Here is a 26,177-nt window from a genome sequence, read left to right on the forward strand (position 1 = left end):
TCTAAAATACGTGTCCTCAGGATAAATCATGACGCATGGAAATTTGTCGTTTTCTCTCAACATCGGCTTGCCAGCATGCATCGACTGCCGCAGCAAAAAAAAACCTCTCCGCCAGCGATGTGCGGAGAGGTCGGGTCATCTCATGAGAGTGTCAGGGGATCGGCAAAAAAACGCGCCCATAACTTGCTCAACCATTGCCTGCAACGTCTAAACCAATCGCGCACCGAGCTTTCTGATACGAACTGATCCGGCTGCCGGGCAGGCAGTCATTTCGGTATCGTCACCGTCTGCGTGCCTACCTTGAGCGTGCGCGCGACGGGATCGAACACGGGTGCCGGATTGCTGCAGCCGACATCGAGCACGACCACAAACTCTGCCTTGGGTTGCAGCACCGTATTTACAAACGCGCCATGGTCTTCCACCGTGCCAGCTTTTGGCGGAGGACCGGTGCGTTTCTCGAAAGCAATCGGCATACCCGTCGACACGGGAATCAGGCACACCATTTGCCCACCTTTGGCGACAATCACCTTGCCATTCTCTCCCGTCTGCATCGGCGCATAGGAATGGAAATTCCATTCAAACTTGCGCGGTGTGGCCGACGCCAGGGCGTCGACGATCACCGCCGCATTCACACCGCGCAAATACCAGACCTTGCGCACGGCCTGCGTCAGCGCGCCGCTGTACGCTGGCGTGGCATCGCCTTCCACATAGTCGAGCTGAGGCGTGGTAGAGAAGGCCGTGATCTTGCCGCCATAGGCCTTGGTCCTCGTGTAGCCTTGCGGCGTATAGCCATCAATGGCCTGGCCCAGGCCGCCATCGATGGTGATGGCATTGTGCGCCCGCGTCTGGCGATACCATGAGCTGGCCAGCGGTGAACCATAGTAGTCGGAATAACCGGACTGCCCCAGCAGCGCGACGCCGTTGCGGACCAGAACAATGCTGTTCTGCTCGCCATGGCTGTGGTTATACGAGCCGTACGGACTCGATTTGAAATACAGCGAGGTCCGCCCGCTATCGGCCATGCTGCTGTGCATGGCCGCCCAGCCTATGCTGGGGTACAGGCGGGCATTTTCCGGAGGCAGCGGCGTGCTGACCGACGAGACGGGCAGCGGATACGGCGCCTGCAGCAAGGTCAGCGCATCCATGTCCACGGGCAGCGCCCGGAAATACCAGGCAGCTTCGGGAGTCGCATAATGCGATACGAAGGCCTTCAGTACCGCGAAGGTGGGAACGACTTCCGACTCATCGCCAAACAGGTGGCGCGGCGTACCGGGCGGTACGAAATGCATGAAGTAGCGCACGAAACCGTTCGACCATGGCTTGCTGAACATATCGATGCCGGAAGCGCTGGCCAGCGGCTGCCATACCTGCAAGGCCAGGTCCGCCGTGTATTGCGCATACGCCGTGCCATTCGCAAAGCCGCCTTCCGGACCGCTCCAGGCGCTGAATGCCGCCGCGTAGGCGCGGAAGGAAAAGTCAAACCACGTATCGGCTTCCTTGATTTCGCCGAGCGACAAGGTGGCGATGAGAGCAAGGAAACCCAGATTGGTACCGCCATGGGAGTCAAACGGATATTGATCCATGCGGCCATTGCTGCCTGACAGATCGGCGTAGATATCGTTGGTCCGCAAACGCACGACATTGAGCCATGCGGCGCGGCGCGTACCGTCGATGGCACTGCCCAGAGTATCGATGGCCTTGATCAGCGTCAGCGCGATGACGCGCGTGCCCTGGTCCTGATTGACATAGCTCGTCGGGCCATATGGATCGAGCGCGGCCAGCATGTCGCCCCGGTACAGCGCTTCGGTCAGGTACTTCTGCTCGCCGGTCAGGCGGTACAGCAGCGAGGCGCCTTCCAGTTGGCGTCCATTCGCCGACACCAGGGCACGGATATCGGCCGTCTGCGCAACGTTGGCGGCCGTCAGCACGGAACCCGTCTGCAGCTTCCAGTTTGAGTCCAGCACTCCAGCACCAGGCTTGACTGTCACCCAGTCGACCTCGGAGCGCATCTTGAGCATGGCAGCATTGCGCTCCGCCTTCAGTGGCGCGCTCCAGGCACTATACAAAGGCAATCCCTGCAAACTGCGCGGCCTTGGCATTTTTACGATGCGCGCCCGCAAGTCCGCATTTTCCGGCACCAGGAACGGCGCCGAGGCGGCCGTGATCGTGAAGTTGCGGTAATCGGACCACTCCACGGTCGACGTGGGGCGCACGCGCCAGGAATAACTACCGACTGGCAATAGCTGGCTAGGCAGCAACCAGTTACGGGACGTTGTATAAGTACTCACCGCGCCGCTGGCGGATTTGATTTCCACCGTATACGATGCCGGCGCCGAAATATGGCGCGACCAGGTAAACGTGGGGGGATTTTGCGCCTGAATCTGCAGGTTTGTTGGTGCCGGCGCAACCGCGACAGGGTCGACGGACTGCACCCAGTCGGCACGCGCCGGCCCGGCGACCGACAACACACCAGCTGCCAGCAATATTGGCAGCATCACGGGAAAGAGTTTCATAATTTAGCCTCCGAGGCAACGGCAATAAGATCGGAACCGATCTTGAAAAATAGGTGTGATAAGGCTGGCAAGATAAACCTTTTTGCAGCGCAAAATTATTTGTGATTCAAAGCGAGATTTAGAGACCTGGACAGGCCTCAATTGGAGTTGACGCCCGGAATTTTATTATACGCATTTTCATTTATTTTTTTCATGCTCATTCACGACCCAGCGGAACTTAACAGAAGATGTGTTGGGGATATCCGACGTTAATACAATTTCGACCATGATATCCTTATCTACCAACTGGCGAATATTCTCGACGAGCGCTAGTTCCTGCACTTTGGAGAACGCGGGCGCGGGCACGATGCGGATTTGCCAGCGGTCCTGCGCCACCTGTGCCACTTGCGACTTGAGGATATGTTCGACCCCCTTGAAAGCGAATGTCAGCACGGACGGGCTGACGGGCTGGCCATCCCCGCCAAAAATCGCATCTTCGTACTTGCCGCTGATTTCCTCAAGCACGGGGAACGGCCGGCCGCACGGGCAGCTTCCCGCCTTCCAGCGCGCCCGGTCCGACAAACGGTAGCGTACCAATGGCATGACGTGGTTATGCAGCGTCGTACCGACAACAAAGCCGAAATCCGTCGTCGGCTGGCCATCGTCGTTGACAATCTCCACGTACGCATAATCGGCATTCACATGCATCGCGCCAAACTGGCAGGCGCTGGCAAAGGCCACCCGTTCGGCCATGCCATACATATCGCTGACGCGCGCGCGGAAACGCTCCTCGATCAGCGCACGCTGATGTGGATACAGGGGTTCGGAACTGGTAAAGACCAGGGGAATGGAAAGGTAGCGCCGCTGGCGCTGCAGGTAGCTGGCCAGGGTATAGGCCGTCGATGGATACGCTTGCAACATGGCCGGCGCATAAGCGTCGAGCTGATCGCAAATCGCGGCCATATAGCCTTCCTTCAGGTGGCGCGAGGAGATCAGCAGCTGTTTGTCATAGCGGTTATAAAACCAGAATGGCGGCGCCTCGCGCGACTGTGGCACGACGACGTCGCCGCGCAGCACGGCGCTTCGCGCGCCGCGGCGAAAACCATTCCATTCCCAGTGCCGCCGCACAAAAGCCATCTCGTACAGCACGGATAGGGGGCTGCGGAAGATCGTCAGCGGCGTGCCCGTGGTGCCGCTGGTTTTGCCGACGCTGTACCAGGGCCTGGCCTTGCCGCCGTTCGGATACAAATTCTGGCGGTTGGCGAGCAAGGTGCTCTTGTCGATGATGGGAAAGTCGCGGCGCAAGACCTGCAGCGTGTCGTCGACAGAAAAATGTTTATCGATATGCGCATAGTACGGCAGCTTGCCGATTGCGCATTGCAGGCTCGCATGCAGCAACGTCAGCTGCACGCGCTCCATGCCCGCCGGGTCCAGTTGCGCATTGCGGCGCAGCCGCGCCAGCAGATGCCGGCTCAAAAAATTATCGCGCAGCAGCGAACGAAGGCCATAAAACAGCTCTTTTTTTACATTTTTCTTCATTCGATGTCTTTAATGCGTGTAGCACCTTTACCATTGTGTCAAATTGCACCGGCCTCTGCCGCCGTATTCTCTGACAGGACCCGGCTGGGAATCACCTCGCACGGCGGCCGCAACCTGGCCGTGACGAAACCCCGTATCAGGCCTGCGGCAGAAAGATGCCACAGTAAAATAGAAAAAACGGCATCATTGACACTGCGCTTCTTGACGCACAGGGCCAATGCCGCCAGCCCCCCCAGCCCCAAGCATGCTGCAGGCACACGCCAGTCGGGAGCCAGCAGCACGGCGCCAAGGACCAGCGCCCAGAAGCCCAGCACCGCAAGCGGATGCAAACACATGCGCAGCACGCGACCACACCAGGGTCGTCCCAGGGCTGACTTGAGCAACACACCGCCCGCATCCATGCGTCGGCTACGCCATTGGCGCCAGATCAGTGCGCCAGTCGATTCCGCATGCCCCGTATGATACACCGCCACCGTGTCGAGCCGCAGCATGCGCCAGCCATGACTGCCCAGGCGCAAGCCCAGTTCCGCCTCCTCATATGCCTTCAGGTTGCGGTTGCCCGCATAGCCGCCCGCCTCGTCCAGCGCCGCGCGGCGATACAGCCCACCACCCGCCAGCCACTCGACGTCGCCGGCGCGCGCGGCAGGCTTGTTTTTCAGCCGGTGCCGGTCAAACCTGTTATTGATGTGCCGGTCGCGCAATACGCCGGAAATGCCGCCCAAAGTCGCATCGTTTTCGATGAGCGCCAGCGCCTGCTTCAAAAAGTCGCCCTGCAGTTCCATGTCGCCGTCGAGCAGATACACGAATTGGGCCCGCGTATGCTGATAACCAAGCTGCACCCCGGCGCCGCAGCCGCGGTCGGCTGGCAGCGTCAACTGGACGATCTTCACGGGATAAGCGCGTGCAATCGCGACGGTGGCATCGGTCGACAACGAATCGGCGACCAGCACCTCGACTCCCCCGGCAATCCCGGCTATGGCCTCAAACACGGCGTCGAGGCAACGGTTTATATTATGCGCTTCGTTATATGTCTTAATTAAGATCGCTAACTTCATTATCCACCTGTGTAGAGCTGTCTAATCCATCTGTCGATGGCACCCTGCCCGCTTGGCCGCCACGGACACGGGCAGGAATACCAACGGCCGTGGCGCCGGCCGGCACATCTTGCAGCACGACGGCGTTGGCGCCTATGCGCGCGCCATTCCCGATACGCACGGGGCCGAGAATCTTGGCACCGCTACCAATGAGCACATCGTCGCCGATTTCCGGCACGCCGCTCAATCCTGCCCGTCCACCGAGGGTGACATGCGGGCCGATATTGACGCGGTCGCCGATCTTGCAGCGCGCATGCACCACGATGCCCAATCCGCTATAACCGAACAGCACATCGCGGCCGACGATGCTGGTAGGTGGCAACACAATAGAGAACACGATGCGGTTGAACATATAGAGAAGACGCGGCAACAGGGGAATGCGGGCGCGTGCGAGCAAGTGCGCAAGCCGGTAAATGGTCAGCATCGCGCCTCCCTGGCCCATCCGCGCGCCAGCCGTTGGCGGGGTGCGGCGGCACGGCACCTCATGCCTGCCCCCTGAAGCGCCCATTGGCAAAATATGCTGCCGGTCTTTTCTCGATGGTATTGCGCTTGGTCAACGGCCTCGCCCCACGGTCAATGATGTAAAAAATATAGGCCATGGTGCCGAAAAACTCGGCCCCAAGGATGCCGTTCGGCGCAATGGGCACCTCCGTCATGGAGCGTACCAGCAGCACGGCAAGCATCACCAGGCTGGCGCCATTGGTCGCCTTCGAGGCGCGCATGGCATAACGGATCAGGAAAAACAGGAAGGCCAGCAAGGATGCCAGGCCGATCAGGCCCGAGCGGCTGAACACCTGCAGGTACAAATTATGTGCGGAAACCGCGCCGCTCAATCCCAGGCGCAGGCGGTTTTCCAGGTTCCAGAACGATGCCCCCTGGCCAAACAGGGGATTTTCCATGCCGCCCTTGATGGCTGCGGACCAGATCCACAGCCGTCCCGTGCCTGTGCTGAGGTCGCCCACGGCACGCGAGTCGAGCTTGCTTTCGATCACCGTTAACAAATTCACATCCGAAAACATGACCCAGATCCCCACCATGGCGACCATGAAGCAAAAGCCCATCAGCAGCACGGCCAGGAAGGTCGAACTGTTGCGATTGTAGCCACGAGTTTGCGCCCCCAGGTAATTCCATATCTGCATGCCCGTGATCATCATGCCGCCCATGAAGGCGGTGAGGATCGACGTCTTGGACTGCGACATGATCATCGTCAGTCCTGCCGCACAAAGAATGCCGAAATGTAGCCAGCGTTTCTTTTCAGGTTCAGCCATCTCCATCAGGAAAAACGCGCAGGCGACGGCGCCGAGCGCATTGGCATGCGCTGTCACGCCCCACAAACGCAGGTTGAAGCCAGGGATCAGGCCATTGTAGCCAGGCTGGAAAGCGGCGCTGGGCGTGACGACGGCCGCGGCCAGGCTGCCGAACACCAGGGCTCCCAGGCAATACTTTGAAACCCGCACAGGATCGATGTCCGATACCTGCAAATACAGGAACATGGCCAGATAAACAAAGAAAGGGTAGATCAGCGACACATGGAAATAATAGCGCTGGCCCATAAAGATGGGCACGATGCTGAACGCCACATAAAACACCATGAAGGCGATCACGATATCGTTGGGCGCGCACAAGTCGCGACGCGTAAAGCGCGAGTGCTGGCGCAGTTTCTTGTTGAAATCGAACAACCATGCCAGGCACAGGGCGAAAGAGCTGCCGATCACCGCCATCAGGATCAGTTTCGATACGAGGCCCGAGGCGCCATCGCCATCACTCATGTTCATCAGCCCCTGCTCGCTCAAGGTCAGCTTGCGGAACGACAGGACAATGCTGCTGATGCTGGCAGCAACTGTCAGCAGAAAAACTGTCGCGAATGCCCAGCCACGCCAGCGTGCGGCAATGCCAGCCACGAAAACGGCGCCGCCGATTGCCAGCAGGGCAAACAGCAAGGCGCCCAAAGGCAACAGAAAATAGACGATTAACTCTTCCATGGATGGCCTTTGCTCGCTTTCATACTATTTTTTTTCATCAATTTCTCACAGGCCAAGTGCGTTCGCCAGACGGCGTCCAGGACCAAATCGTTGCAAAATATAAATCAGTGCATGGCAAAAGAAAAACCGCGGGAACAGCTTGCATACGCACAATGTCAAGACCAGCTTGCCTCCAAGTTCCAGCAGTTCGGCGAGCAAGCCTGGATGCTCCGGCGCCAGCCATGCCGCCAGAGGCACGGACCAGAGCATGCCCAGCACGAGCGGGCCGCCCAGCACATTGCCAAAGTCTGCCCAGGTGAGCCGGACGATGGCAGCGATGGTTCGCATCTGCAGCAGCAGCCGCAGCGTGTAAGCAATACTGATCACGATGCCCACATACACCAGCTCCACATGTACGGCGAGGTACAGCCCTGCCAGCATCAGCGCCAGGCACCAGGCCTGTGATCGCAGCACCGTGCCTTGCCCGCCTGTCGCCGTCAAGACTGCGCCGGACAGGGTGCTCATGGCAAGCGACACCATGCCAACCGTCATGGCGGCGAACAGGGAGCCGGCTTGCAGCCACTTTTCGCCAAACACCAGATGCATCAGGAAATCGGCATGCGTGAGCGCATACGCATACGATGGCACGACCAGGATGGCGATCGACGCCAGCGCGCTCAAATACAGCTGGCGTATGCGTGCCACGTCACCGGCCAACGCCGACGCGGTGGAAAACAACACGGTTTGCATGGTCTGCGCCAGTTGCATGGCCGGCGTACGCGACAGCATCGACGCGGCATTGAAATTGCCTAGGGCCTGCGGTCCCAGCGCACCGGCAAAAACCCCGCTGGCGTTGTCCACGGCCCAATTCAACACATTGATGCCAGCCACCTGGCGGCCCAGTGCTGCTGCCTTGCAGGAGTGAAACGGATTGCCGAATACCAAAGGATGCGGACTAAAGTAATAGCTGAGGGCAAACTGCAATATCGCCTGCGCATACCATGCGGCCAGCAGCGCCCAGACACCGGCGCCGGCCAGGGCCAGGCCGACGCCAACGACGGGATAGGCGATCAGGTAAGCGCCGGTGGTGGCATATTGGATTTCACGAAAACGCAGTTCTGCGCGCAGCCGGGCCTGGGAAATGCCATACACGGCGATGACCAGATACGAGGGTGCCGAATAGCGAAACAGGGTACCCGCCAGTGGATTGTCCAGCCAGATGGCAAGCGGATAGGACATACCGAAAACGAACAGCATGCCGAATACCGAACCCAGCATTAACCGGGACAATACCACGCGCAGTTCCTCTTCCGAAAAATCGCCTTGCATCAATGCCCAGCCAAAACCCTGGTCGATCGCCAGCGCCAGCACGCCGAACACCAGCAGTGCATAGCCGAACGTGCCCACCAATTCCGGTCCCAGTTCGCGCATGATGACGACTTGTGCGCCAAATTGGGCCAGCACGCGGATCAGCGTGCCTGCGTAGTTACTTTTCACCGCGCCGAGTGTCTTTGCTGCGAGAGTCATGTTTATCTAGGTAAGTGAAACAGCACATGGTGCGGCGCGCACCATGCGTCTATCCGTGTATGCCCATCAGGCGCAGCTTGCTGGCGGGGTCGAGCGCCGCCTGCATTGCCTTGACAAAGCCATCTTGCAGACGGAACGCGGCAGCCGTGTCGCGGTCGATCGACGACACGCGGAACAACAGACCGTCGGGAATCTGTCCCTTGAGGCTGTAACGCATTTCCACCAGCTTCTTGTTCGTGCGGTTAGTTACCACCACGTCGCCCACCGTCGTCCAGTACGTCACTGGCTCGTAGCGCTGGTTTTCCATGCTCGTCTCCAGACGCTTCAGGGGAATATCTCCCTGGGCCGTCGACAGGGTTTCTTCCCGCGTGGACGCGATCTGAAAGCCTTGCGCCGGATAGCAGATTTCCGGATAGTGCACCTGCGTCGTATCGCTCTGGTCCTTGCCGTAGGCAATCGACAGCATGATGCGCTCACCCCGGTCATTGATGTAGGTGCGCGACAGTATCTGCGTGTAGATGCGCTTGAGCTCAGACTGGATTTGCGGGTCGATCACGGCGCCGACAGACGTCTTTTCCTCTTGCCATACGCCAAATTGGCTGGGGATGATCTTCTCGAGCTCGGGCATCGGCATGGTTTCCGCCAAGCGGATGGTCGGCTTGGCATAGGCCGCTGCCAGCGAAGCGAGCACCATCATGCCGCTCAGTACAAACATGGAAAGGCGCGATGGTTTCATACTGTCCCCTTGTGATGGCGCTGGCGCATATTCACGAACCATTGCAACAGCGAGTCAATGGAAATGATCAGGATCAGGGCGCTGATGAACAGCACCATGCCGGCAAAACCATGCAGGAAGCCCTGGCCGGCGGCATCGCCAAAATAATAGGTAATCAACGTCAGCACGATGACGCGCACCACGTTGGCGGTAAACGAAATCGGCACGATCAGGATGGCCAGCATGATATTGCGGAAGGCCGACGTATGGCGTACCACATTCATGTAGAACAGGCCCAGCGACTCCAGGGTCAGCAGTGTCTGCAAGCCGGCGCAGGCATCGGCCACAAGCAGCTGGTACTGGCCTATCTGCAAGATGACGCCGCTGCGCGCGATCGGATAGCCGGCCCAGAAAAGCAGGTGCTCAGTGACATACGATACGGCCATTTTCATCGGCATCGTCAGCGCGCTGACGATAGCGCCTGGCAAGGGAATCATGAACAACATGAAAAAGAAGGGAAACCACTGCACTTTCAAGGCACGCACGCCAAAGAACAGCAGCAACAGGGCCGCCAGCATCATGATGAAGGAGGCCAGCTCCATGCTCTGGATACTCTGCGACCGGCCCAATATATAGCACAGCAATGCCAGCACGGCCAGCGGCCAGCCGGCAGCCGAGCCTCCCGTGCCGCCCGAAGCGGCAAGCATGGCCGGCCATTGCCGCACCAGCAGCCACAAGGCTAGCAGGAGGATGATGGGACCGTGCGCGTAGCTCTCCGTGGACCACAGGCCGAAAGCCAGGTCGTGAAAGGTAGGCACATACATGGCCAGCAAGCCCAGCAGCACAGGCCACCAGTGCAGCAGGAACTGCTTCCAGTCCAGCGAGGCGGCTGGTCGCGACTGTGCGAGAGAAGTCATGTCAGTAATCGACCAGCACGGAGCCGACCACTTCCGAACCGCTACGCTGCAACTGCTCGCGCATGGCGTCGATATCGGCCAGGCGCGTCTTGTTCTTGCGCACAACCAGCAACACGCCACCGACGCGGGCGCCCATCACGAACGCATCGGATCCCGACGACACGGATGCCACGTCATACAACACGACATCGTAGCGCTCTTCCAGCTGCGTATTGAGCGCGCCAAAGGCAGGACGACTCAGCAACTCCTGCGGATTCGGCGGCAAGGTGCCCGCTCCCAGCACGGACAGGTCGACAAAGGAATCGATGACGGAAATGGCGTCCTGCTGGGCGCGCCCGGCCAGGACATCGGACAGCCCCTGGCGCTCTTCCAGCGCGAAAATCTCGTGCTGGCGCGGCTTGCGCAAATTCGCATCGACCAGCAAGGTGCTTTCGCCAAGCTGCGAAAACACCACAGCCAGATTGGCGGCGAACAGGCTGGCGCCATCGCCGCTATCGACGCTGGCCACGACGAGGGCCTTGCGGCCCAGCGAAAACCAGCGCAGCATCAACTGGCTGCGCACGGCGCGCAAGGTTTCCATTTGCGGGCTGAAAGGCTGATACGCCGCCACCAGCTCGCTGGCAAACTTGCCCTCGCCTTCCTGCAGATACGGATAGTCGAATTGCCGCGCCAGCACTTGCTGGATGTCAGCTTCGCTGATCAAGCCGAGACGCAAGGCCGCTTCGCCAAAACGGATGCCGAGTTCTTTCTGCATGCGCAGCACGCGTTCGGCATTTTCCGGGGTGATTTTGCCCGAGGCCAGCAACAGGGCGCCGATGCTGGAGTCGCCGCCCCGCAGGGGTGACGGTTTCGAAACAGGATGCGCGGGAAAGTTCATATTCAATTCCATCAATTAATTTGCACTCAGGCGGCGAGCCGGCAGAAGACGATGCAAGCCCTTGCGACGGCGCGGTGCGGCTTTCCAGTCGACCATGCCCAGTACCGGCACTTGCAGCAAGTCAGCCAGATCATGGTCGGAACGCACGCGGCGGTCCAGCATTTCAATCAGCAGGCCCAGGCCGATACCCAGGAACGTTCCCAGGACGATGGACAACAGGGTATTCATCAGCACGCGGGGGCTGGACGGTTCAATCGGTGGAACTGCCGGATTCAGCACGGCAATGTCGGACTGGTCGGACTGGCCTTCGATCTTGGTTTGCGAGAAGCGTTGCGACGTCACGTCGAAGGCGCGCTGGGCGCTTTCCACATCCTTCTGCAACACGCCCATCTCATCGCGGGTACGATTCAGTTCCAGCACCTTCGCCTTTTGCGCCGCCAGCGCCGCGCGTACCGAGGCTTCGCGCTGCTGCTGGATCTGCGCCGCATTGCCTACGCTGTTCGAGGTAATGCGCAGTTGTTCGCGCAGATCGGCACGCAGCTTGTCAGCCTCTGCCTTGGCGCTCTGGTACTGCGGATGATTCTTGTCGAGACGTTGGCCCAGTTCGGCCAGTTTGGCTTCGGCATTGCCAAGCCCCATCTTCAAGCTTTGAATCAAGGGATTCGAGGCCACATCCGGCGATTCGCCGCCATTGCCGCCAGCGGCCATGCGCTGGCGCGAATTTGCTTCCATCAACTGGCCCTGCGCCATCACCAGCTGCGCGGACAGATCGTTCAGGCGATTCGATTCGACGTCCAGACGGTTGTCGACGCTGACGATACCGTTTTCCTGTTGATACTTGGAGAGGCGGTTTTGCGCCTTTTCCACGTTATCGCGCAGCATCTTGGTTTGCTCATCGAAATAACTGGCCGCCTTCTTCATCGGCTCCACTTTCAGCTGGATGCTGACTTTCTGGTATTCGTCGGAAAAAGCATTGGCGACGGCCGCCACAAATTGTGGGTCGGAACCCTTGAAGCTGATGTCGACCACGCTACTTTCGCGCGATGGCACGATTTCCAGCTTTTTCAGCAAGAGATTGGCCAACCAGTCGCGGACCGTTCCCTTGCCTTCCGTCGCCGCATTGAATTGCTCGATGACGGCAGGACTGTTGGCCAGGCCCAGGTGATCGACCACGCGCAAGGCCACATTCTTGCTGCTGATGATATCGATCTGCGTGGCCATGTATCCAGGCAACAATTGTCCAGGCATGGCCAGCCCCGTGACAGGATCAACGCCCTTGTAGTTCATGACCAGAGAACTGGTGGCTTTGTAGCTCTTCGGTAATAGCAGGCTGACAGACAGCGTGGCAAGCACGGTGACGATCAAGGTCAAGAAAATAATCTTCTTGCGCGCTTGCAAAATCAGCAAAAATTGAGAGAAATTCATGTTGGAACCTTCAATACTGAATGATAAGAACGGGGCGCTGGCCCCGCTCAAGACTAGAACAAGCTCTCTTTGACATACACGACATCATCGACCTGCAGCATATCGTCATGCTTGGCCTCAAGAACCTGCAGCTTGCCTTGCGCATCGCGGCGCTTGATGCGGATGCCGCGTTCCGTGCCGCGCTGCGTCAGGCCGCCACCTGCGGACAAGCCCTGCAACACGGTCATCGAACGCTCCAAACGGAATGGGCCAGGACGCTGGACTTCGCCGTAAATATAAAAGCGTGGCGCGCGTTCGACAAAGATCACGTCGTTGCCAGCCACATCGAGGTCGCGGTTCAAATCGGCGCTGCGCACCATTTCTACGATATCGATCACTTCCCGGCTCGTCTTGCCATCGCGTTTGCGGATCAGGTTGATCGAGTCGCCGCCATCGACGCTGACACCGCCTGCCATGGCCAGCATATCCATCACGCTGCGGCGGCCTTCGATCGGATAGCGGCCCGGACGGTTCACCTGGCCCAGCACCGACACCTGCTGGCTTTGCAGCGAAGTCACGATGATGTTGACCTGTGCCTTGCGCAGGAAGCCGCCACTTTCAAGCAAGCCGCCCAGTTTCTTTTCCGCCGCGGAGACCGACAAGCCGCCGAGCGCCACGTTGCCAACCAGCGGGAAGGTGATCTGACCAGCTTCGCTGATGCGCGTCTCCAGCCCAAGGTCAGGACTGCCATACACGGAAATTTTCAATACATCGCCCGCGCCCAGTTGTACATCGGCGGCACTGGCAACACCCGTACCAATGGCCAGCAACAGGGTCAGGCACCACATGACAAGTCGTTTCATGATTCGTTCAATCCATAATGAGTTGCTTAACTTAAAATGCTGCGGCTTATTTCAAGCCAGCAACGCCACGATCATTCGATTCCGACGAACTCGGCGCCGGTGCCGCCGGCGCCACCGGTACGACGGGTGCTGGCGCGACAGGCGCCGCAACGGCCGGCGCCGCAGCCGGGGCACTGGCCACCGCCGATGCCGGGGCGCCCTCCTTGTTCAGGTACTCGATCTTGGCAGCGGCACGCAAACGTTTCAATTCGGTATCGGCCGCATCCTTGTTTTTCTTGTTGAACAGAAATTGTTCAATCTGAGGCGCGGCTTGTGCCAGGTTCACGGGATTGTCGCGGATGTCGGCAAGGGAAATGAGCAAGGTACGGTCCCCCTCGCGGATGATGAACAGCTGGCCCTTCGGCATCGACAGCAATTTCGTGCTCAACTCCGGCGCCAGGTCGGCGCTGGTGCGCGACAACTGGGTACGGGCATACTTGACTTTGTTCGTATCGAGCCAGGCGGCGACGTCGTCCAGTGTCTTTGCCGCGTCCATGGCTGCCTTCAGCTTGTCGTTCATGTCGGTGGTGGCGATGACCAGTTCGCGCATGTCGAACTGCTTGCGTTCGGTGAAAAATTGCGGGTTCTTCTGGAAGTACTCTTCCACTTCCTGCTTGCTGGGGCGGGCGATCGCACCAATGCGCTTTTGCATGTAGGCTTGTGCCACGATCAATGCCTTGGCCCGTTCGACCGCCTGCACTACCTTGGGATCGCGGTCTGTCTTGTCCTTGGCCGCTTCGTTCTGCAGTAGCTGGCGGTCGATCAGCGATTCCAGCAACTGCTTGCTGGCCACCTCCTGTTGCGCAACCGGCACATTGGCGCGCTGCATTTCTTCATTGAGCTGCAGGACGGTGATTTCCTCCCCATTCACACTCGCCAACGCCTGGCCGGCCTTTTTTTCCTTATTGCCGCAAGCAGACAATCCTGCGACGGCCAGGACTACCAGGCCTGCGCACAGCAGGCGGGAATGCGTGGCGGGCTTGCTCGATGACACACGGGCGATTTGCGCTTGGTTCAAAATGACTCCTTCAGTTCGGGTAAGGAAATCCACTGATAGTTTTGTGAACGTGATGATAACTCACTTAATAACAAAACATTATCAAAAAAGCAGATTTCGATTGAAATTATGGGCTTGCGACCACATGATTGTCAATATTATAAATATGATACACAGTGTACTAGCTTGCTAGGAAACTATTTGCTTAAAAAACTATTAAAAGGTCTTAAAAACAACTGTTTCATCAGAAACACAAGCCTTGCAATAAGCAGGCCTCAAAAAATAATTCTTACAGGGCAATATTTCTCGCAGCGGTGATACTTGCATTACGCCGTACCATAATGCGAGGCGGGCCAGCGCGGGAAAGCGGCAGGGATGTGGCCAGTGCCTGGGAGACAATATCAATTGAACAGTCGCCATGCGCCACACCGGCCAGGCGAAGCGCCAGCGGGCATGACGCACATGCCACGGGCTACAGCCCGGGCAGCCGCCACGCAGCAGGAGCATGTCACCGTGCACATCATGTCGCCGTGCTTGCCTCATAGGGTCGTATGGCTCGTCGAATCACTGTTCGGCCGGCTTCAGAAGCCGGATTTGACATCTTGCATGATTGCGTCATTTTAACGCGGATTAAATCTCTGCAAAAAATATTCAAGTCCCCGTGTGGCGCTCCGCCATCGGTCCGCGTTCAATGCGCGTTGTCGCGCTTCAGCACCACCTTGACCGTACGTAAAATGATCCACAAGTCCAGCCACAGCGACCAGTTGCGCAGGTAGTCAAGGTCGAAATGGATGCGCGCTTCCATCTTGTCGAGCGTTTCCGTCTCGCCGCGCAAGCCATTCACCTGGGCCCAGCCCGTGATGCCCGGCTTGACCTTGTGGCGCAGCATGTAACCCTTGATCAGCTTGCGGTATTGCTCGTTATGCGCCACCGCGTGCGGGCGGGGACCGACAATGCTCATCCGTCCCTGCAAGACGTTGATAAACTGCGGCAACTCATCGAGCGAGCTACGGCGCAAAAAGGCGCCAATGCGCGTCACGCGCTGATCATTCTTGGTTGCCTGTACCACCTTGTCGCCATCCTCGCTGACCGTCATCGAGCGGAATTTATAGACGATGATTTCCTCGCCATACAGGCCGTAGCGTCGCTGGCGGAAGATCACGGGCCCCTTCGACGTCGCCTTGACGGCAATGGCAATGACCAGCATCACCGGCAACAGCATGATCTGGATCAACAAGCCCAGCACGATGTCGCTGCCGCGCTTGAGCATGCTGTTAAAACCGGTAAACGGCGACTCCCGGATGGCGATCACCGGCATGCCGCCTACATTGTCGAAGCGCGCCTGCATCAGATCGAAGATATAAATATCCGGCAAGAAGTACACCGATGCCGTCGTATCCTGCAGTTCATCGAGCATCTTGCGGATGCGCGGTTGGGCCGAAATGGGCTGACTGATGAATATCATCTTGATATTGTGCTCGCGCACATAGGCAGCGATATCGGCCATCTTGCCCAGCATGGGCTCGCGCATCGTCTCGGGCCAGCGGTCATCGGTGCGGTCGTCAAAAAAGCCGCGCACGCTCATGAACAGGTTCGGGTTACGCTCGACGGTGGCGGCAAATTTCAGGCTGGCATCGTTGGCGCCGATAATGACGACAGAGCGCACTTCACTGTCGCGTCCGGGATCGGCCACCATGCGCCGCGCGGCCAGATGGCTGAGCAGCAATACAAACGGCGTCAACAGGAACCAGGCCAGCACCAGATCGCGATCATAATGAAACGCCAGTCCTGTCGCCGACCCCAGGAATACCAGGATCAGGGCCGTGATGCCCCAGCTGACAAAAATGTCGCGGGCATAGGCCAGCATGCGACCGCTGCGCCAGGTACGATAGGGATCGACATACTGGAATACGGAGGATGAAATAAAGAACGCAAGGATCATCAATACCAGCGAGTAACCGGTAAATGGCGAACCTGACATGGCGGAAAGCAGGTACAGCGTACCCATGATGATCAATGGGTCGAGTATGCGCTGAAAAAACGAAATCAGGGGTATATCATTAACCGTCATATTGCTCTCAGAACTGAACGCTGGCGTTGAAGGAAACGCCCTTGGCGCGGTAGCTGCCGGTATTAATAATCGGTGCCCCCTTGCGGGTATCGTGGAAGGCATTCAGGCTCAGCTGGATATTCGGCTGCGGCGCATAGGTCAGTCCCAGCGACTCCGTATGCGTGGAATCCGTGACATCGACGGGAAAGAGCAGGCCGCTGGCAGCGGAAAAGTCGCGTTTCTGGCGCCGCACTTCGGCATCCATGCGCACCTTCGACGTAATATCCCACGCTGCGGCCACGCTGGCGCCGTTATTCAGGCTGCTCGATACCAGCGAGCTTTCCACCGCCCCGAACTCGTGCCATAAATTGCCCGTAAAGCGCACTTTCCCCAGCGGCGCCCAAGTGACGATCAGGCGGCCGTTCGCGCCTTTCGAATCGCGTCCCGAGAACGATGCATAGCCGCGCCGGACCCAGCCAGCGAGCAGTTGCACCTGCGTCACCTGACTGTAGCGCCAGTAGATATTCGCCTTCACCTCGTCCTGGGTATAGCCATCCACCAGACTGAATTGCGAGCCCACCGGGCGATTCGGATAATTACCCTTCAAGTGCCGCAGTTGCACCCCGATCTTGCTGCCGCTCGAAGCGAGGTAATCGAGTCCCAGCTCGCTCGCATCCTCGACGCGGTTCGCATAGCTGAGACTTGAAAGGTCATAGTAATAGCGCTCACGACTGAGGCCGCCGCGCAGGCGCCAGCTCGGATGAAACAGCCAGCCGCCATCGAGGTAATTCCGGTGCCGTGTTCGCATATTCCGGTTCGTACCCGTAGATTGAAAATCGCTGAACGGCGTCAGGGTTTCCGAATATGTCACTCCGGCATGGCCGTCAAGATGATTGCCAATATGCCATTCCAGGTCGGCCTGCAAATCCTTGCCGTTATAGTCCAAGTTATCGAAATGCTGAAACGATACCCGCGACCACTTGGCTTGCCCGCTCAACACCTGGCGTCCGATCGGCCGGTTGAACAGAAAACCCGCCTGTATCTGGCGCGAGGTATCGGAACGGGGGCCCGTGTAACCAGGCGTATTGTCGTCAAGGCGCAAAAGGTTGTCATCGTAGGAATATGACGTGGCCAGGAAGGGGAAAATTGTGTCGCTCAATGAAGCAAGGGCAGCCGGACTGGCCAAGCTGCCCAGCAGGAATAAACAACCAGCACGCAATGCCGATGCCGCCGGGAGACGACGTGATGCAGCGGCAGAGTGGCTGCCATCGACATCTTTTTTTTGCGGGGAATTCAACATAGGTATTCTCTTTGATAGAGCAAACAGTTGATTGGCAATATTACCAGTAAGTCCAGTGTCCACCGGAAACAATCCAGAGGCCCAGCACGCCATTCGTCACACCATGGGCAAGGATCGGCGACCACAGCGACTGGCTGCGCATGTACAGCAAGCTATACGCGGCGCCGGCAACGATACCGGCCAGCCACAGATTGTGTTCAAAGCCAAACAGTACCACGCTGACAACAAAAGCCTTGGCACTTGCCAGACGCGGATTGAATTTCAGGAAATCAGGGGCATCGATCCAGCGCAGCAGGAAGGAGCGCCAGAACAGCTCTTCCATCACGGGCACCACGAGGGCGGCGCCAGCAATGCGCAGCACCACCAGACTCCATTCGATCTGGCCGCCACTGCGCGGGTCGAAGCCGTCGGCGCTGCCGATGCTCATCCAGTCCGCATTCAAATTAATCCACAGCAAAAAAACAACAAGCCCGGTGGCCAGCGCCACGGCCAGCGCGCGCGCGCCCAGCGGTGTCCAGCGCAATTCCGTGTAACTGCGGCGCCAATACAACAACATACCCAGCACGACGCCGATCTTGACAGCATACAGCCAGCGCAGGTCCTGCGCGGCGAAGCCAGCCCGGCCCAGCATGTCGGCGATGAAGATGAAGGAGAGGTAGGCGAGGAATGGCGCTACCCGGGGCAGGGCGGCGCGGTCAAACATGCTGATGCGCACCGGAGGTGGAACCACGCGCCGGACGCCGTGGTCCGGAGCGCGTGTTTTCGATAACAAACATGCATCCTCCGATGTAAAAAATATAATTATATAATTATATCAAGCAGAACCGTTGCCGTGGCAAATAATCCTAACTTAAATTACAACAGAGAATGCAAGAAACTAATCAGGCATTGCTGCGCGCCTCGATCTGTTCCCACTTTTCCAGCGCTTCCAGCAGTTCGCCTTCGATCTCGGCCACGCGCGCATTCAGGCGCTTGCCTTCGGCCGGCGTTTTCTTGTAGAAGTCAGGATGCGACAGTTCGGCGGCCAGCACCGATTGCTCGTCTTCCAGCTTGGCGATCAGTTTCGGCAACTCTTCCAGCTCGCGCTGTTCCTTGTAACTGAGCTTTTTCTGCTTGGCGGCCGGTGCGGCAGCCTCGACCTTCACGGCCGGCTTGCTGGCGGGCGCCGTGGCGATCGGCAAGGTGCGCACGCGCTCCCAATCCGTGTAGCCGCCGACGAATTCGCGCCACTTGCCCTCGCCTTCGGCGACGATCACTTGCGTGACCACGTTGTCGAGGAAGGTACGGTCATGGCTGACGAGGAAGACGGTGCCCGTGTATTCTTCCAGCAACTCTTCCAGCAATTCCAGGGTATCGATATCCAAGTCGTTGGTCGGCTCATCGAGAACCAGCACGTTGGCCGGCTTGGCGAACAGGCGCGCCAGCAGCAAACGGTTGCGCTCGCCACCGGATAGCGACTTGACGGGCGAACGGGCACGTTCCGGTGCGAACAGGAAGTCGTTCAGATACGTCATCACGTGGCGGCGCTGGCCATTGATTTCGACCCAGTCGCTGCCTGGCGCGATGGTTTCCATCAGGTTTGCTTCTTCGTTCAGCTGCGTGCGCATCTGGTCGAAATACGCGACCTGCAGCTTGGTACCCAGGCGGATGCTGCCCGTGTCCGACTCTTCCTGGCCCAGGATCATCTTCAGCAAGGTGGTCTTGCCGGCGCCGTTGGCGCCGATCAGGCCGACCTTGTCGCCGCGCAGGATAGTGGCGCTGAAATCCTTGACGATGACCTTGTCGCCATAGATCTTCGAGACGTTTTCCAGGTCCGCCACGATCTTGCCCGAGCGTTCGCCGGCCGATACGTCCAGCTTGACCTGCCCCTGCTGCTCACGGCGCGCATTGCGCGTCAGGCGCAGCGCTTCCAGGCGGCGCACGCGGCCTTCGTCGCGCACGCGGCGGGCCTTGACGCCCTTGCGTATCCACACTTCTTCCTGCGCCAGGAACTTGTCGAACTTGGCGTTTTCCACTTCCTCGATTTCCAGCTGCTCCGCCTTGCGGGTCTGGTAAGCCGTGAAGTTGCCCGGGTACGACAGCAAACGGCCGCGGTCGAGCTCAATGATGCGCGTGGCAACATTGTCGAGGAAGGAGCGGTCATGGGTAATGAACAGCACACTGCCCTTGAAGTCGCGCAACAAGCCTTCCAGCCACAGGATGGAGCTGAAGTCCAGATGGTTGGTCGGCTCATCGAGCAGCAGCACGTCGGGCGCCGATACCAGCGCACGCGCCAGCGCCACGCGCTTTTGCATCCCGCCGGACAGGGTTTTCATCAGCATGTCGCCCGTCAGATTCAAACGGTCGAGTACGGTTTCCACCTTGTTCGGCAAACTCCATGCATCAGCCGCATCGAGTTTGACCTGGATGTCGTGCATGCGTTCCATCAGTTCGTCGTCATTGCCCTGGCCAAACTGGCCCGTCAGCGCATCGTATTCCTTCAGCCACGCCTGCGATTCGCCCATGCCGGAAGCGACGGCGTCGAACACGGACATCTCCGGGTCGAATTGCGGCTCCTGCTCCACATAGGCGATCTTGATGCCTTGCTGCATCACCAACAAGCCGTCATCGAGCTTGAACTTGCCCGAAATAACCTTCAACAGCGACGATTTACCCGTGCCGTTGCGGCCGATCAAGCCGACCCGTTCCGAGGTTTCCAGTGAAAATTCCGCGTGATCGAGCAGCGCGACGTGACCGAACGCAAGTTGCGCCGATGAGAGAGAAATGACAGCCATAATGAGTAAGAGTGCTCGGGCGCCGTCTCGCGCACACCGCGTGGTGTGCAAAACAGCCGCCGATTAGATGAATGAAGCACGCATTGTACCGATAACTTGGACTTCAATCGCCATCGACCAATAACTACCGCCTGGATGATCACAGGCTGCCGACGCGCGTTGCGTGGAAACGTGGTGTCGCCAGCAGGAATCGAACCTGCATTTAAGTCTTAGGAGGACCTTGTACTATCCATTGTACGATGGCGACACGCGCAGCGGCATTATACAGGCAAGCGCCCGCCATTGACAGCGTGGCAAGCGCGGCGTCACGTCAGACAAGGCGAGTCTTGGCCTTGCCCCGCTGACGCACCAGCAACACCAGCAATCCCGCCAGAAGCAGTCCATAGGTGGCCGGTTCCGGTACGGCGCTGATGGCAAATACCTCGATGGCGCCGAAGGTCACATCGTTGCCATGCCAGGCGGAGCCATCGAGCAAACTGAAGCCAGTCGACGACTGCCCAACATAGTTATAGGTATACAAGAAAGAACTGCCGCCATGCGTGAGATCTTGCGGCACATACAAATCATGTCCATAGCCGAATGTCGGGCCGTAATTGGCCTGATTGTAGGTCTGATCCTTGCCGATACCGTCGCCATTGAAATACTGCTTCAGTTGCGGCAGCATGAAGTCTGACGTCAGATTAAAAAGGAAGGCCGTGCGCTGGCTGTCATCCATGGTGACATGCATGCCATCCGTGGAGCTCCAGCTTTGCGGATTGTAACCGCCCACCAGCCACGTCTTGCCCGATGAATTCGTGGCCTCCATGATGGAAAAAGTGCGTCCCTTACCGTCGGATGCCTTGTGAAAATCGAGCGAAGTGTCGCCCGCCGCCTTGCTGTAAATGTTCGTCAGCGCCAGATGGCCTTCGCCAAGCCAGCTTTCCAGCTGTGCCTGATAGCCGGGGGAAAGTAGCGACGTACCGGGTCCCGCCTGCGCGCCCAGGCAAAAACCCATACTGGCCACGGCCAGCACCACACTTCTTACCGCTCTGAAATTATTACGCATCCTCTACCTCGACTGTCAGTATTTAACACCGGCGTATGTTCCGGTTGCCAAATATAACATGATAGATAATGTTTTTATATTTATTATTTAGATACCAATACGCAATATTTCATAGCAGAAATTCACTCAGGCAACACCGCCGTCACCTCGATTTCGACCTTCGCTCTATCCTCTATCAGTCCCGCCACCTGCACGGCCGTCATGGCAGGAAAATGCTTGCCGATGATTTCCCTGTAGGCAACGCCGATTTGTGGATATGCCGCCACATATTCCTTCTTGTCCAGCACATACCAGTTCATGCGCACGATGTGTTCGGGCAAGGCGCCCGCCTCGGCCAGCACGGCGACGATATTTTGCAGCGCCTGGCGCACCTGGCCCGCGAAATCGTCCGTGTGAAATTGTCCCTGCGCGTCCCAGCCGATCATGCCGCTGACGTACACCGTGCGTCCGCTGGCGGCGATGCCGTTCGCATAGCCGCGCGGCCTGGCCCATCCTGGTGGTTGCAGCACTTGCATATTGTTTTCCTCGTTGTTCATGCGGCTCATGCGTCCGCCGCCTCGCGCAGCAGTTCGCGCGCGATGATCAATTGCTGCACTTCGCTGGCGCCCTCGTAGATGCGCAAGGCGCGAATTTCGCGGTACAGGCGCTCGACCGGGTGGCCACTGACGACACCCATGCCGCCGAACAGTTGCACGGCCGCGTCGATCACCTGCTGCGCCGTTTCCGTGGCCGTCAGCTTGGCCATGGCCGCTTCCTTCGTTACCTTGCGGCCCTGGTCGCGCTGCCAGGCGGCGCGGTAGGTGAGCAGCGCGGCCGCATCGATGCCGGTGGCCATCTGCGCCAATTTCGCCTGCGTCAGCTGGAAGTCCGCCAGGGTCTGGCCGAACATCTGGCGCGCCGTCGCATGGCGCAGCGCTTCGTCGAACGCGCGCCGCGCAAAGCCCAGGGCGGCGGCGGCCACCGACGTGCGGAACACGTCGAGTGTCGCCATCGCCACCTTGAAGCCCTGCCCCGCCTCGCCCAAGCGCTGCGACACGGGCACACGGCAATTGGCAAAGCGCAGGCGCGCCAGCGGATGCGGGGCAATCACGGCGATGCGTTCGGCGATTTCCAGGCCCGGATTATCAGCGTCGACGATAAAGGCGCTGATGCCGCGCGCGCCCGGCGCCTCGCCCGTGCGGGCGAACACCACGTAAAAGTCGGCAATGCCGCCGTTCGAGATCCACGTCTTTTCGCCGTCGAGCACGTAGTCGTCGCCATCGCGGCGCGCCGCGCACGCCATGGCCGCCACATCGGAGCCGGCCTGCGGCTCGGACAGGGCAAAGGCGGCGATGCGCTTGCCGCTGGCCACGTCCGGCAAATAGCGCGCCTTGTTCTCGGCGCTGCCGAACAAGCCGATGGCGCCGGAGCCGAGTCCCTGCATGGCAAAGGCGAAATCGGCCAGGCCGTCGTGGCGTGCCAGGGTTTCGCGCATCAGGCAAATGGCGCGCGTGTCGATCTTGCCATCGGTTCCGGTGGCGTGCGCGAGCCAGCCGCCCTGCCCCAGCTGCGCCACGAGCGCGCGGCAAGCCGCATCGACGTCGGCGCCATGTGCCTCGCCCAGATGCTGCACCGCCCAGGCATCGAGTTCGGACTCAAGCTTTGCATGACGTGCCTCGAAAAACGGCCAGTCCAGGTAAGTGGTGTCGCGTGTATTTTGCATCTTAATCGCCCTCGAACTGCGGTTTTTCCTTCGCCACGAAGGCGTGATAGGCGCGGTGGAAATCGTTGGTGGCCATGCAAATGGCTTGCGCCTGCGCTTCCGCCTCGATCGCTTCATCGACGCCCATGTTCCACTCCTGCTGCAGCATTTTTTTCGTCATGCCGTGCGCGAACGTGGGGCCGCTGGCCAGGCCGGCGGCGAACAGCTGCGCCGCTTCGGCCAGCTCCTCCGGCTCGACCAGGCGGTTGAGCCAGCCCCAGCGCTCGGCCTCGGCGCCGGCCAGGGAGCGTCCCGTGTACAGCAGTTCGGCGGCGCGGCCCTGGCCGATCACGCGCGGCAGCAAGGCGCAGGCGCCCATGTCGCAGCCGGCCAGGCCCACGCGGGTAAACAAGAAGGCCGTTTTGCTGCGCGCCGTGCCGATGCGGATATCGGAAGCCAGCGCCAGCATGGCGCCGGCGCCGGCGCAAATGCCGTCGATGGCGGCGATGATGGGCTGCGGGCAGGCGCGCATGGCTTTCACCACGTCGCCCGTCATGCGGGTAAAGGCCAGCAAGCCGGGCATGTCGAGTTTCGTCAGCGGGCCGATGATGTCGTGCACGTCGCCGCCCGAACAGAAATTGTCGCCGCTGCCCGTGATCACGACGGCCTTGACGTCATCCGCATGGGCCAGCGCGCGGAACAGCTCGCGCAACTCCGCATACGAGTCAAAAGTGAGCGGATTCTTGCGCTCCGGGCGGTGCAGGGTCAAGGTGGCGACGCCTGCATCGACGGCAAACAGAAAATGCCGCGCCGCGTAATGGGCCAGGCTGGCGCGGTTGCCTGGCAGGTCTTGCGGCTGGCCGGGTAGATGGCGCATGGTCATTCCTTTATCGAGGTGTCATTCAGCTGCTGCTTCATGTGCGACAGCAGGTCGATCAACTGGGTTTTGTCGTCCGGCGTCACGCCGTGCAGCAGTTCGGCGATCCAGCCTTCGTGCACGCGCGCCATGTCGTCGAACGCGCGCCGGCCCGCCGGCGTCAGCTTGACGCTGTACGAGCGGCGGTCCTTCGGATCGACCACGCGCACCACCAGTTTTTCCTGCTCCAGCTGGTCGGTGATGCCCGTGATATTGCCGCCCGTGACCATCATGCGCTTGGACAGTTCACCCATGCGCAAACCGTCGGGGAAGCGCTCGAGCTGCGCCATCAAGTCGAAGCGGGGCAAGGTGATACCGAAGGTGGCGCGCAAGCGCGTGCGCACCTCGTTTTCAATCTTCACCGTGCATGAGAGCATGCGCAGCCACAGCTTGAGCGACTGGTGGTGGTCCTGCGTCAGCCGGCTCGCCAGGTCCAGCACGGGTTCATCCTGTACGGGTTCATCCTGCATCTTATCGGGTTCTTTATCCATGGTCTTCATTCAGTTACATGACTTCGCCGCCGGCGACGGCGATCGATTGTCCATTCATGGCGGACGACGCGGGCAAGCATAGCCACGCCACCGCATCGGCCACTTCCTGCGGCTGCACCAGCCGCTGCTGCGGGTTGGACGCCGCCAGTTCCGCGCGCGCCGCGTCTTCGCCGCGCCCCGTCTTGCGCACGATGTTCTGCACGGCCTGCGCCACCATGTCCGTTTCCGTGTAGCCGGGGCAGACGGCGTTGACGGTGACGCCGCGCGGCGCCACTTCCAGCGCCAGCGCGCGCGTCAGGCCGATAACGCCATGCTTGGCCGCGACGTAGGCGCTGACGTAGCGGTAGCCTTTCAGGCCCGCCGTCGACGCCACGTTGACGATGCGCCCCCAGCCCGCGTCCAGCATGGCCGGCATGGCCGCCTGGCAGCAGTGGAATACGCCCGTCAGGTTCACGGCCAGCATCTGCTGCCAGATGGCGGCATCCGTCTTGCCGAAAGGCGCCGCATGCGCCTGGCCCGCGTTATTGATCAAGATATCGACGCGGCCGAAATGCGCGGCCGCCTGCGCAAACCCTCCCTGCACGGACGCTTCCACTGCCACGTCGAGCACGCAGATGGCGACCCTGCCCGCGTGGCCCGCCTCTTCCAGCTGCATGCGCGCGCGCGCCAGCCGCGCGCCATCGCGCCCGGCCAGGGTGACCCTGGCGCCCGCGTCCAGCAAGGCGCCCGCGCTGGCGAGGCCGATGCCGCTGCCGGCGCCCGTCACCAACGCGTGCTTGTTGGCCAATGCACCGTCCAGTTGATCCTTGCTCATGTCATCCTTCCAGCAGCCGCGCGGCCACCTGTTGCGGGGTGAGGCCCGTATTGGCGGCAGCCAGCTGGCGCTCGCGCTGCAGATTGCGTTCCAGCTGCTGCTGGCCCGGGCGGTACTGTTTTGGCCACGCCGCACCGGCGCCGCTGTAGCCGATGCGCGCCATTTCCGTCAAGGTCCAGGCGGGGTTGGCCAGGTGCGGCCGGCCCACGGCGCACAGGTCGGCGCGTCCGGCGGCGATGATGCTGTTGGCGTGGTCGGCTTCGAAGATGGAGCCGACGGCCATGCTGGCGATGCCCGCCTCGTTGCGCACGCGGTCGGCGAACGGCGCCTGGAACATGCGTCCGTACACGGGCTGTTCGAGCTTGCTGACCTGGCCCGAGGAACAGTCGATCAGGTCGGCGCCGGCCTGCTTGAACAGGCGCGCGATGACGACTGCATCGTCGGGCGTGATGCCGCCTTCGACCCAGTCGTGGGCCGAGATGCGCACGCTCATCGGCTTGTCCTGCGGCCAGGCGGCGCGCATGGCGCGGAACACGCGCAGCGGATAGCGGCAGCGGTTTTCCAGGCTACCGCCATATTCGTCCGTGCGGCGGTTGGTCAGCGGCGAGATAAAACTCGACAACAGATAGCCATGCGCGCAATGCAGTTCCAGCCAGTCGAAACCGGCGACGGCCGCGGCCA

22 protein-coding genes, 1 tRNA gene and 1 pseudogene are annotated in these 26,177 nt (G+C 59.9%); all 24 read right to left on the minus strand.

From position 1 onward, the window contains the following. Window positions 1-266: 266 nt before the first annotated feature. Window positions 267-2,513 carry a heparinase II/III domain-containing protein gene (locus tag ASN89_RS04290; protein ID WP_138828893.1) on the minus strand — a complete coding sequence of 749 codons (2,247 nt, stop codon included), beginning with the start codon at window positions 2,511-2,513 and terminating at the stop codon, window positions 267-269. A 177-nt stretch (window positions 2,514-2,690) separates the two neighbouring features. Then, window positions 2,691-4,031 carry a phenylacetate--CoA ligase family protein gene (locus tag ASN89_RS04295; protein ID WP_046682610.1) on the minus strand — a complete coding sequence of 447 codons (1,341 nt, stop codon included), beginning with the start codon at window positions 4,029-4,031 and terminating at the stop codon, window positions 2,691-2,693. 38 nt (window positions 4,032-4,069) lie between these two features. Beyond that, window positions 4,070-5,086, minus strand: a complete 1,017-nt coding sequence (locus ASN89_RS04300) for a glycosyltransferase (protein ID WP_046682611.1) — start codon at window positions 5,084-5,086, stop codon at window positions 4,070-4,072. Next, window positions 5,064-5,549, minus strand: coding sequence for a serine O-acetyltransferase (locus ASN89_RS29755; protein WP_082654392.1), 486 nt, complete (start codon window positions 5,547-5,549; stop codon window positions 5,064-5,066). Before ASN89_RS29755 ends, ASN89_RS04300 begins: the two co-directional genes overlap by 23 nt. A 58-nt stretch (window positions 5,550-5,607) precedes the next feature. Further along, complete coding sequence (locus tag ASN89_RS04310; protein WP_058048393.1) at window positions 5,608-7,107, minus strand: O-antigen ligase family protein; 1,500 nt, start codon at window positions 7,105-7,107, stop codon at window positions 5,608-5,610. Between the two features lie 45 nt (window positions 7,108-7,152). After that, window positions 7,153-8,613, minus strand: a complete 1,461-nt coding sequence (locus tag ASN89_RS04315; protein ID WP_082654389.1) for an oligosaccharide flippase family protein — start codon at window positions 8,611-8,613, stop codon at window positions 7,153-7,155. A 49-nt stretch (window positions 8,614-8,662) separates the two neighbouring features. Next, a complete protein-coding gene (epsI, locus tag ASN89_RS04320) occupies window positions 8,663-9,349 on the minus strand; it encodes an exosortase-associated protein EpsI, B-type (RefSeq protein ID WP_046682614.1) in 687 nt (228 codons plus the stop codon). Beyond that, window positions 9,346-10,245: an exosortase B gene (gene xrtB, locus ASN89_RS04325; protein ID WP_046682615.1), complete on the minus strand. Its 900-nt coding sequence runs from the start codon at window positions 10,243-10,245 to the stop codon at window positions 9,346-9,348. Before xrtB ends, epsI begins: the two co-directional genes overlap by 4 nt. 1 nt (window position 10,246) lies before the next feature. After that, on the minus strand, window positions 10,247-11,122 hold the full coding sequence (epsG, locus tag ASN89_RS04330; protein ID WP_046682616.1) for a chain length determinant protein tyrosine kinase EpsG: 876 nt from the start codon (window positions 11,120-11,122) through the stop codon (window positions 10,247-10,249). Window positions 11,123-11,137: 15 nt separating this feature from the next. Beyond that, on the minus strand, window positions 11,138-12,547 hold the full coding sequence (gene epsF / locus ASN89_RS04335; protein WP_046682617.1) for a chain length determinant protein EpsF: 1,410 nt from the start codon (window positions 12,545-12,547) through the stop codon (window positions 11,138-11,140). A 53-nt stretch (window positions 12,548-12,600) separates the two neighbouring features. Then, a complete protein-coding gene (epsE, locus tag ASN89_RS04340) occupies window positions 12,601-13,389 on the minus strand; it encodes a polysaccharide export protein EpsE (RefSeq protein ID WP_046682618.1) in 789 nt (262 codons plus the stop codon). Between the two features lie 46 nt (window positions 13,390-13,435). Continuing rightward, a complete protein-coding gene (locus ASN89_RS04345; protein WP_058048395.1) occupies window positions 13,436-14,446 on the minus strand; it encodes an EpsD family peptidyl-prolyl cis-trans isomerase in 1,011 nt (336 codons plus the stop codon). 667 nt (window positions 14,447-15,113) lie between these two features. Continuing rightward, window positions 15,114-16,496: an undecaprenyl-phosphate glucose phosphotransferase gene (locus ASN89_RS04350; protein WP_046682620.1), complete on the minus strand. Its 1,383-nt coding sequence runs from the start codon at window positions 16,494-16,496 to the stop codon at window positions 15,114-15,116. A gap of 7 nt (window positions 16,497-16,503) precedes the next feature. Beyond that, the gene (epsL, locus tag ASN89_RS04355) at window positions 16,504-17,775 is read right to left on the minus strand and encodes an XrtB/PEP-CTERM-associated polysaccharide biosynthesis outer membrane protein EpsL (RefSeq protein ID WP_046682621.1); all 1,272 of its coding nucleotides are present in this window, start codon (window positions 17,773-17,775) and stop codon (window positions 16,504-16,506) included. 40 nt (window positions 17,776-17,815) lie between these two features. Then, complete coding sequence (locus ASN89_RS04360; protein WP_235501846.1) at window positions 17,816-18,505, minus strand: CAAX prenyl protease-related protein; 690 nt, start codon at window positions 18,503-18,505, stop codon at window positions 17,816-17,818. 151 nt (window positions 18,506-18,656) lie between these two features. Next, window positions 18,657-20,549, minus strand: a complete 1,893-nt coding sequence (locus tag ASN89_RS04365) for an ATP-binding cassette domain-containing protein (protein ID WP_046682622.1) — start codon at window positions 20,547-20,549, stop codon at window positions 18,657-18,659. Between the two features lie 172 nt (window positions 20,550-20,721). Then, window positions 20,722-20,796 (minus strand) — tRNA-Arg (locus ASN89_RS04370). A gap of 63 nt (window positions 20,797-20,859) precedes the next feature. Further along, on the minus strand, window positions 20,860-21,594 hold the full coding sequence (locus ASN89_RS04375; protein WP_235432854.1) for a PEP_CTERM-anchored TLD domain-containing protein: 735 nt from the start codon (window positions 21,592-21,594) through the stop codon (window positions 20,860-20,862). Between the two features lie 122 nt (window positions 21,595-21,716). Next, window positions 21,717-22,109: a RidA family protein gene (locus ASN89_RS04380; RefSeq protein WP_058048404.1), complete on the minus strand. Its 393-nt coding sequence runs from the start codon at window positions 22,107-22,109 to the stop codon at window positions 21,717-21,719. Window positions 22,110-22,135: 26 nt separating this feature from the next. Beyond that, entirely contained in the window at window positions 22,136-23,296 is a 1,161-nt protein-coding gene (locus ASN89_RS04385) for an acyl-CoA dehydrogenase family protein (RefSeq protein ID WP_058048396.1), read from the minus strand. A gap of 1 nt (window position 23,297) precedes the next feature. Further along, on the minus strand, window positions 23,298-24,152 hold the full coding sequence (locus ASN89_RS04390) for an enoyl-CoA hydratase family protein (protein ID WP_058048397.1): 855 nt from the start codon (window positions 24,150-24,152) through the stop codon (window positions 23,298-23,300). Between the two features lie 2 nt (window positions 24,153-24,154). Then, complete coding sequence (locus ASN89_RS04395; protein ID WP_058048398.1) at window positions 24,155-24,682, minus strand: MarR family winged helix-turn-helix transcriptional regulator; 528 nt, start codon at window positions 24,680-24,682, stop codon at window positions 24,155-24,157. Window positions 24,683-24,695: 13 nt separating this feature from the next. Beyond that, entirely contained in the window at window positions 24,696-25,496 is an 801-nt protein-coding gene (locus ASN89_RS04400; RefSeq protein ID WP_058048399.1) for an SDR family NAD(P)-dependent oxidoreductase, read from the minus strand. 1 nt (window position 25,497) lies between these two features. Continuing rightward, window positions 25,498-26,177 (minus strand): annotated as a pseudogene (locus ASN89_RS04405) (bifunctional salicylyl-CoA 5-hydroxylase/oxidoreductase); the annotation flags it as partial.

Origin of the sequence: Janthinobacterium sp. Ant5-2-1 (assembly GCF_001445815.1) — a bacterium.
Taxonomy (GTDB): Bacteria; Pseudomonadota; Gammaproteobacteria; order Burkholderiales; family Burkholderiaceae_D; genus Janthinobacterium; species Janthinobacterium lividum_E.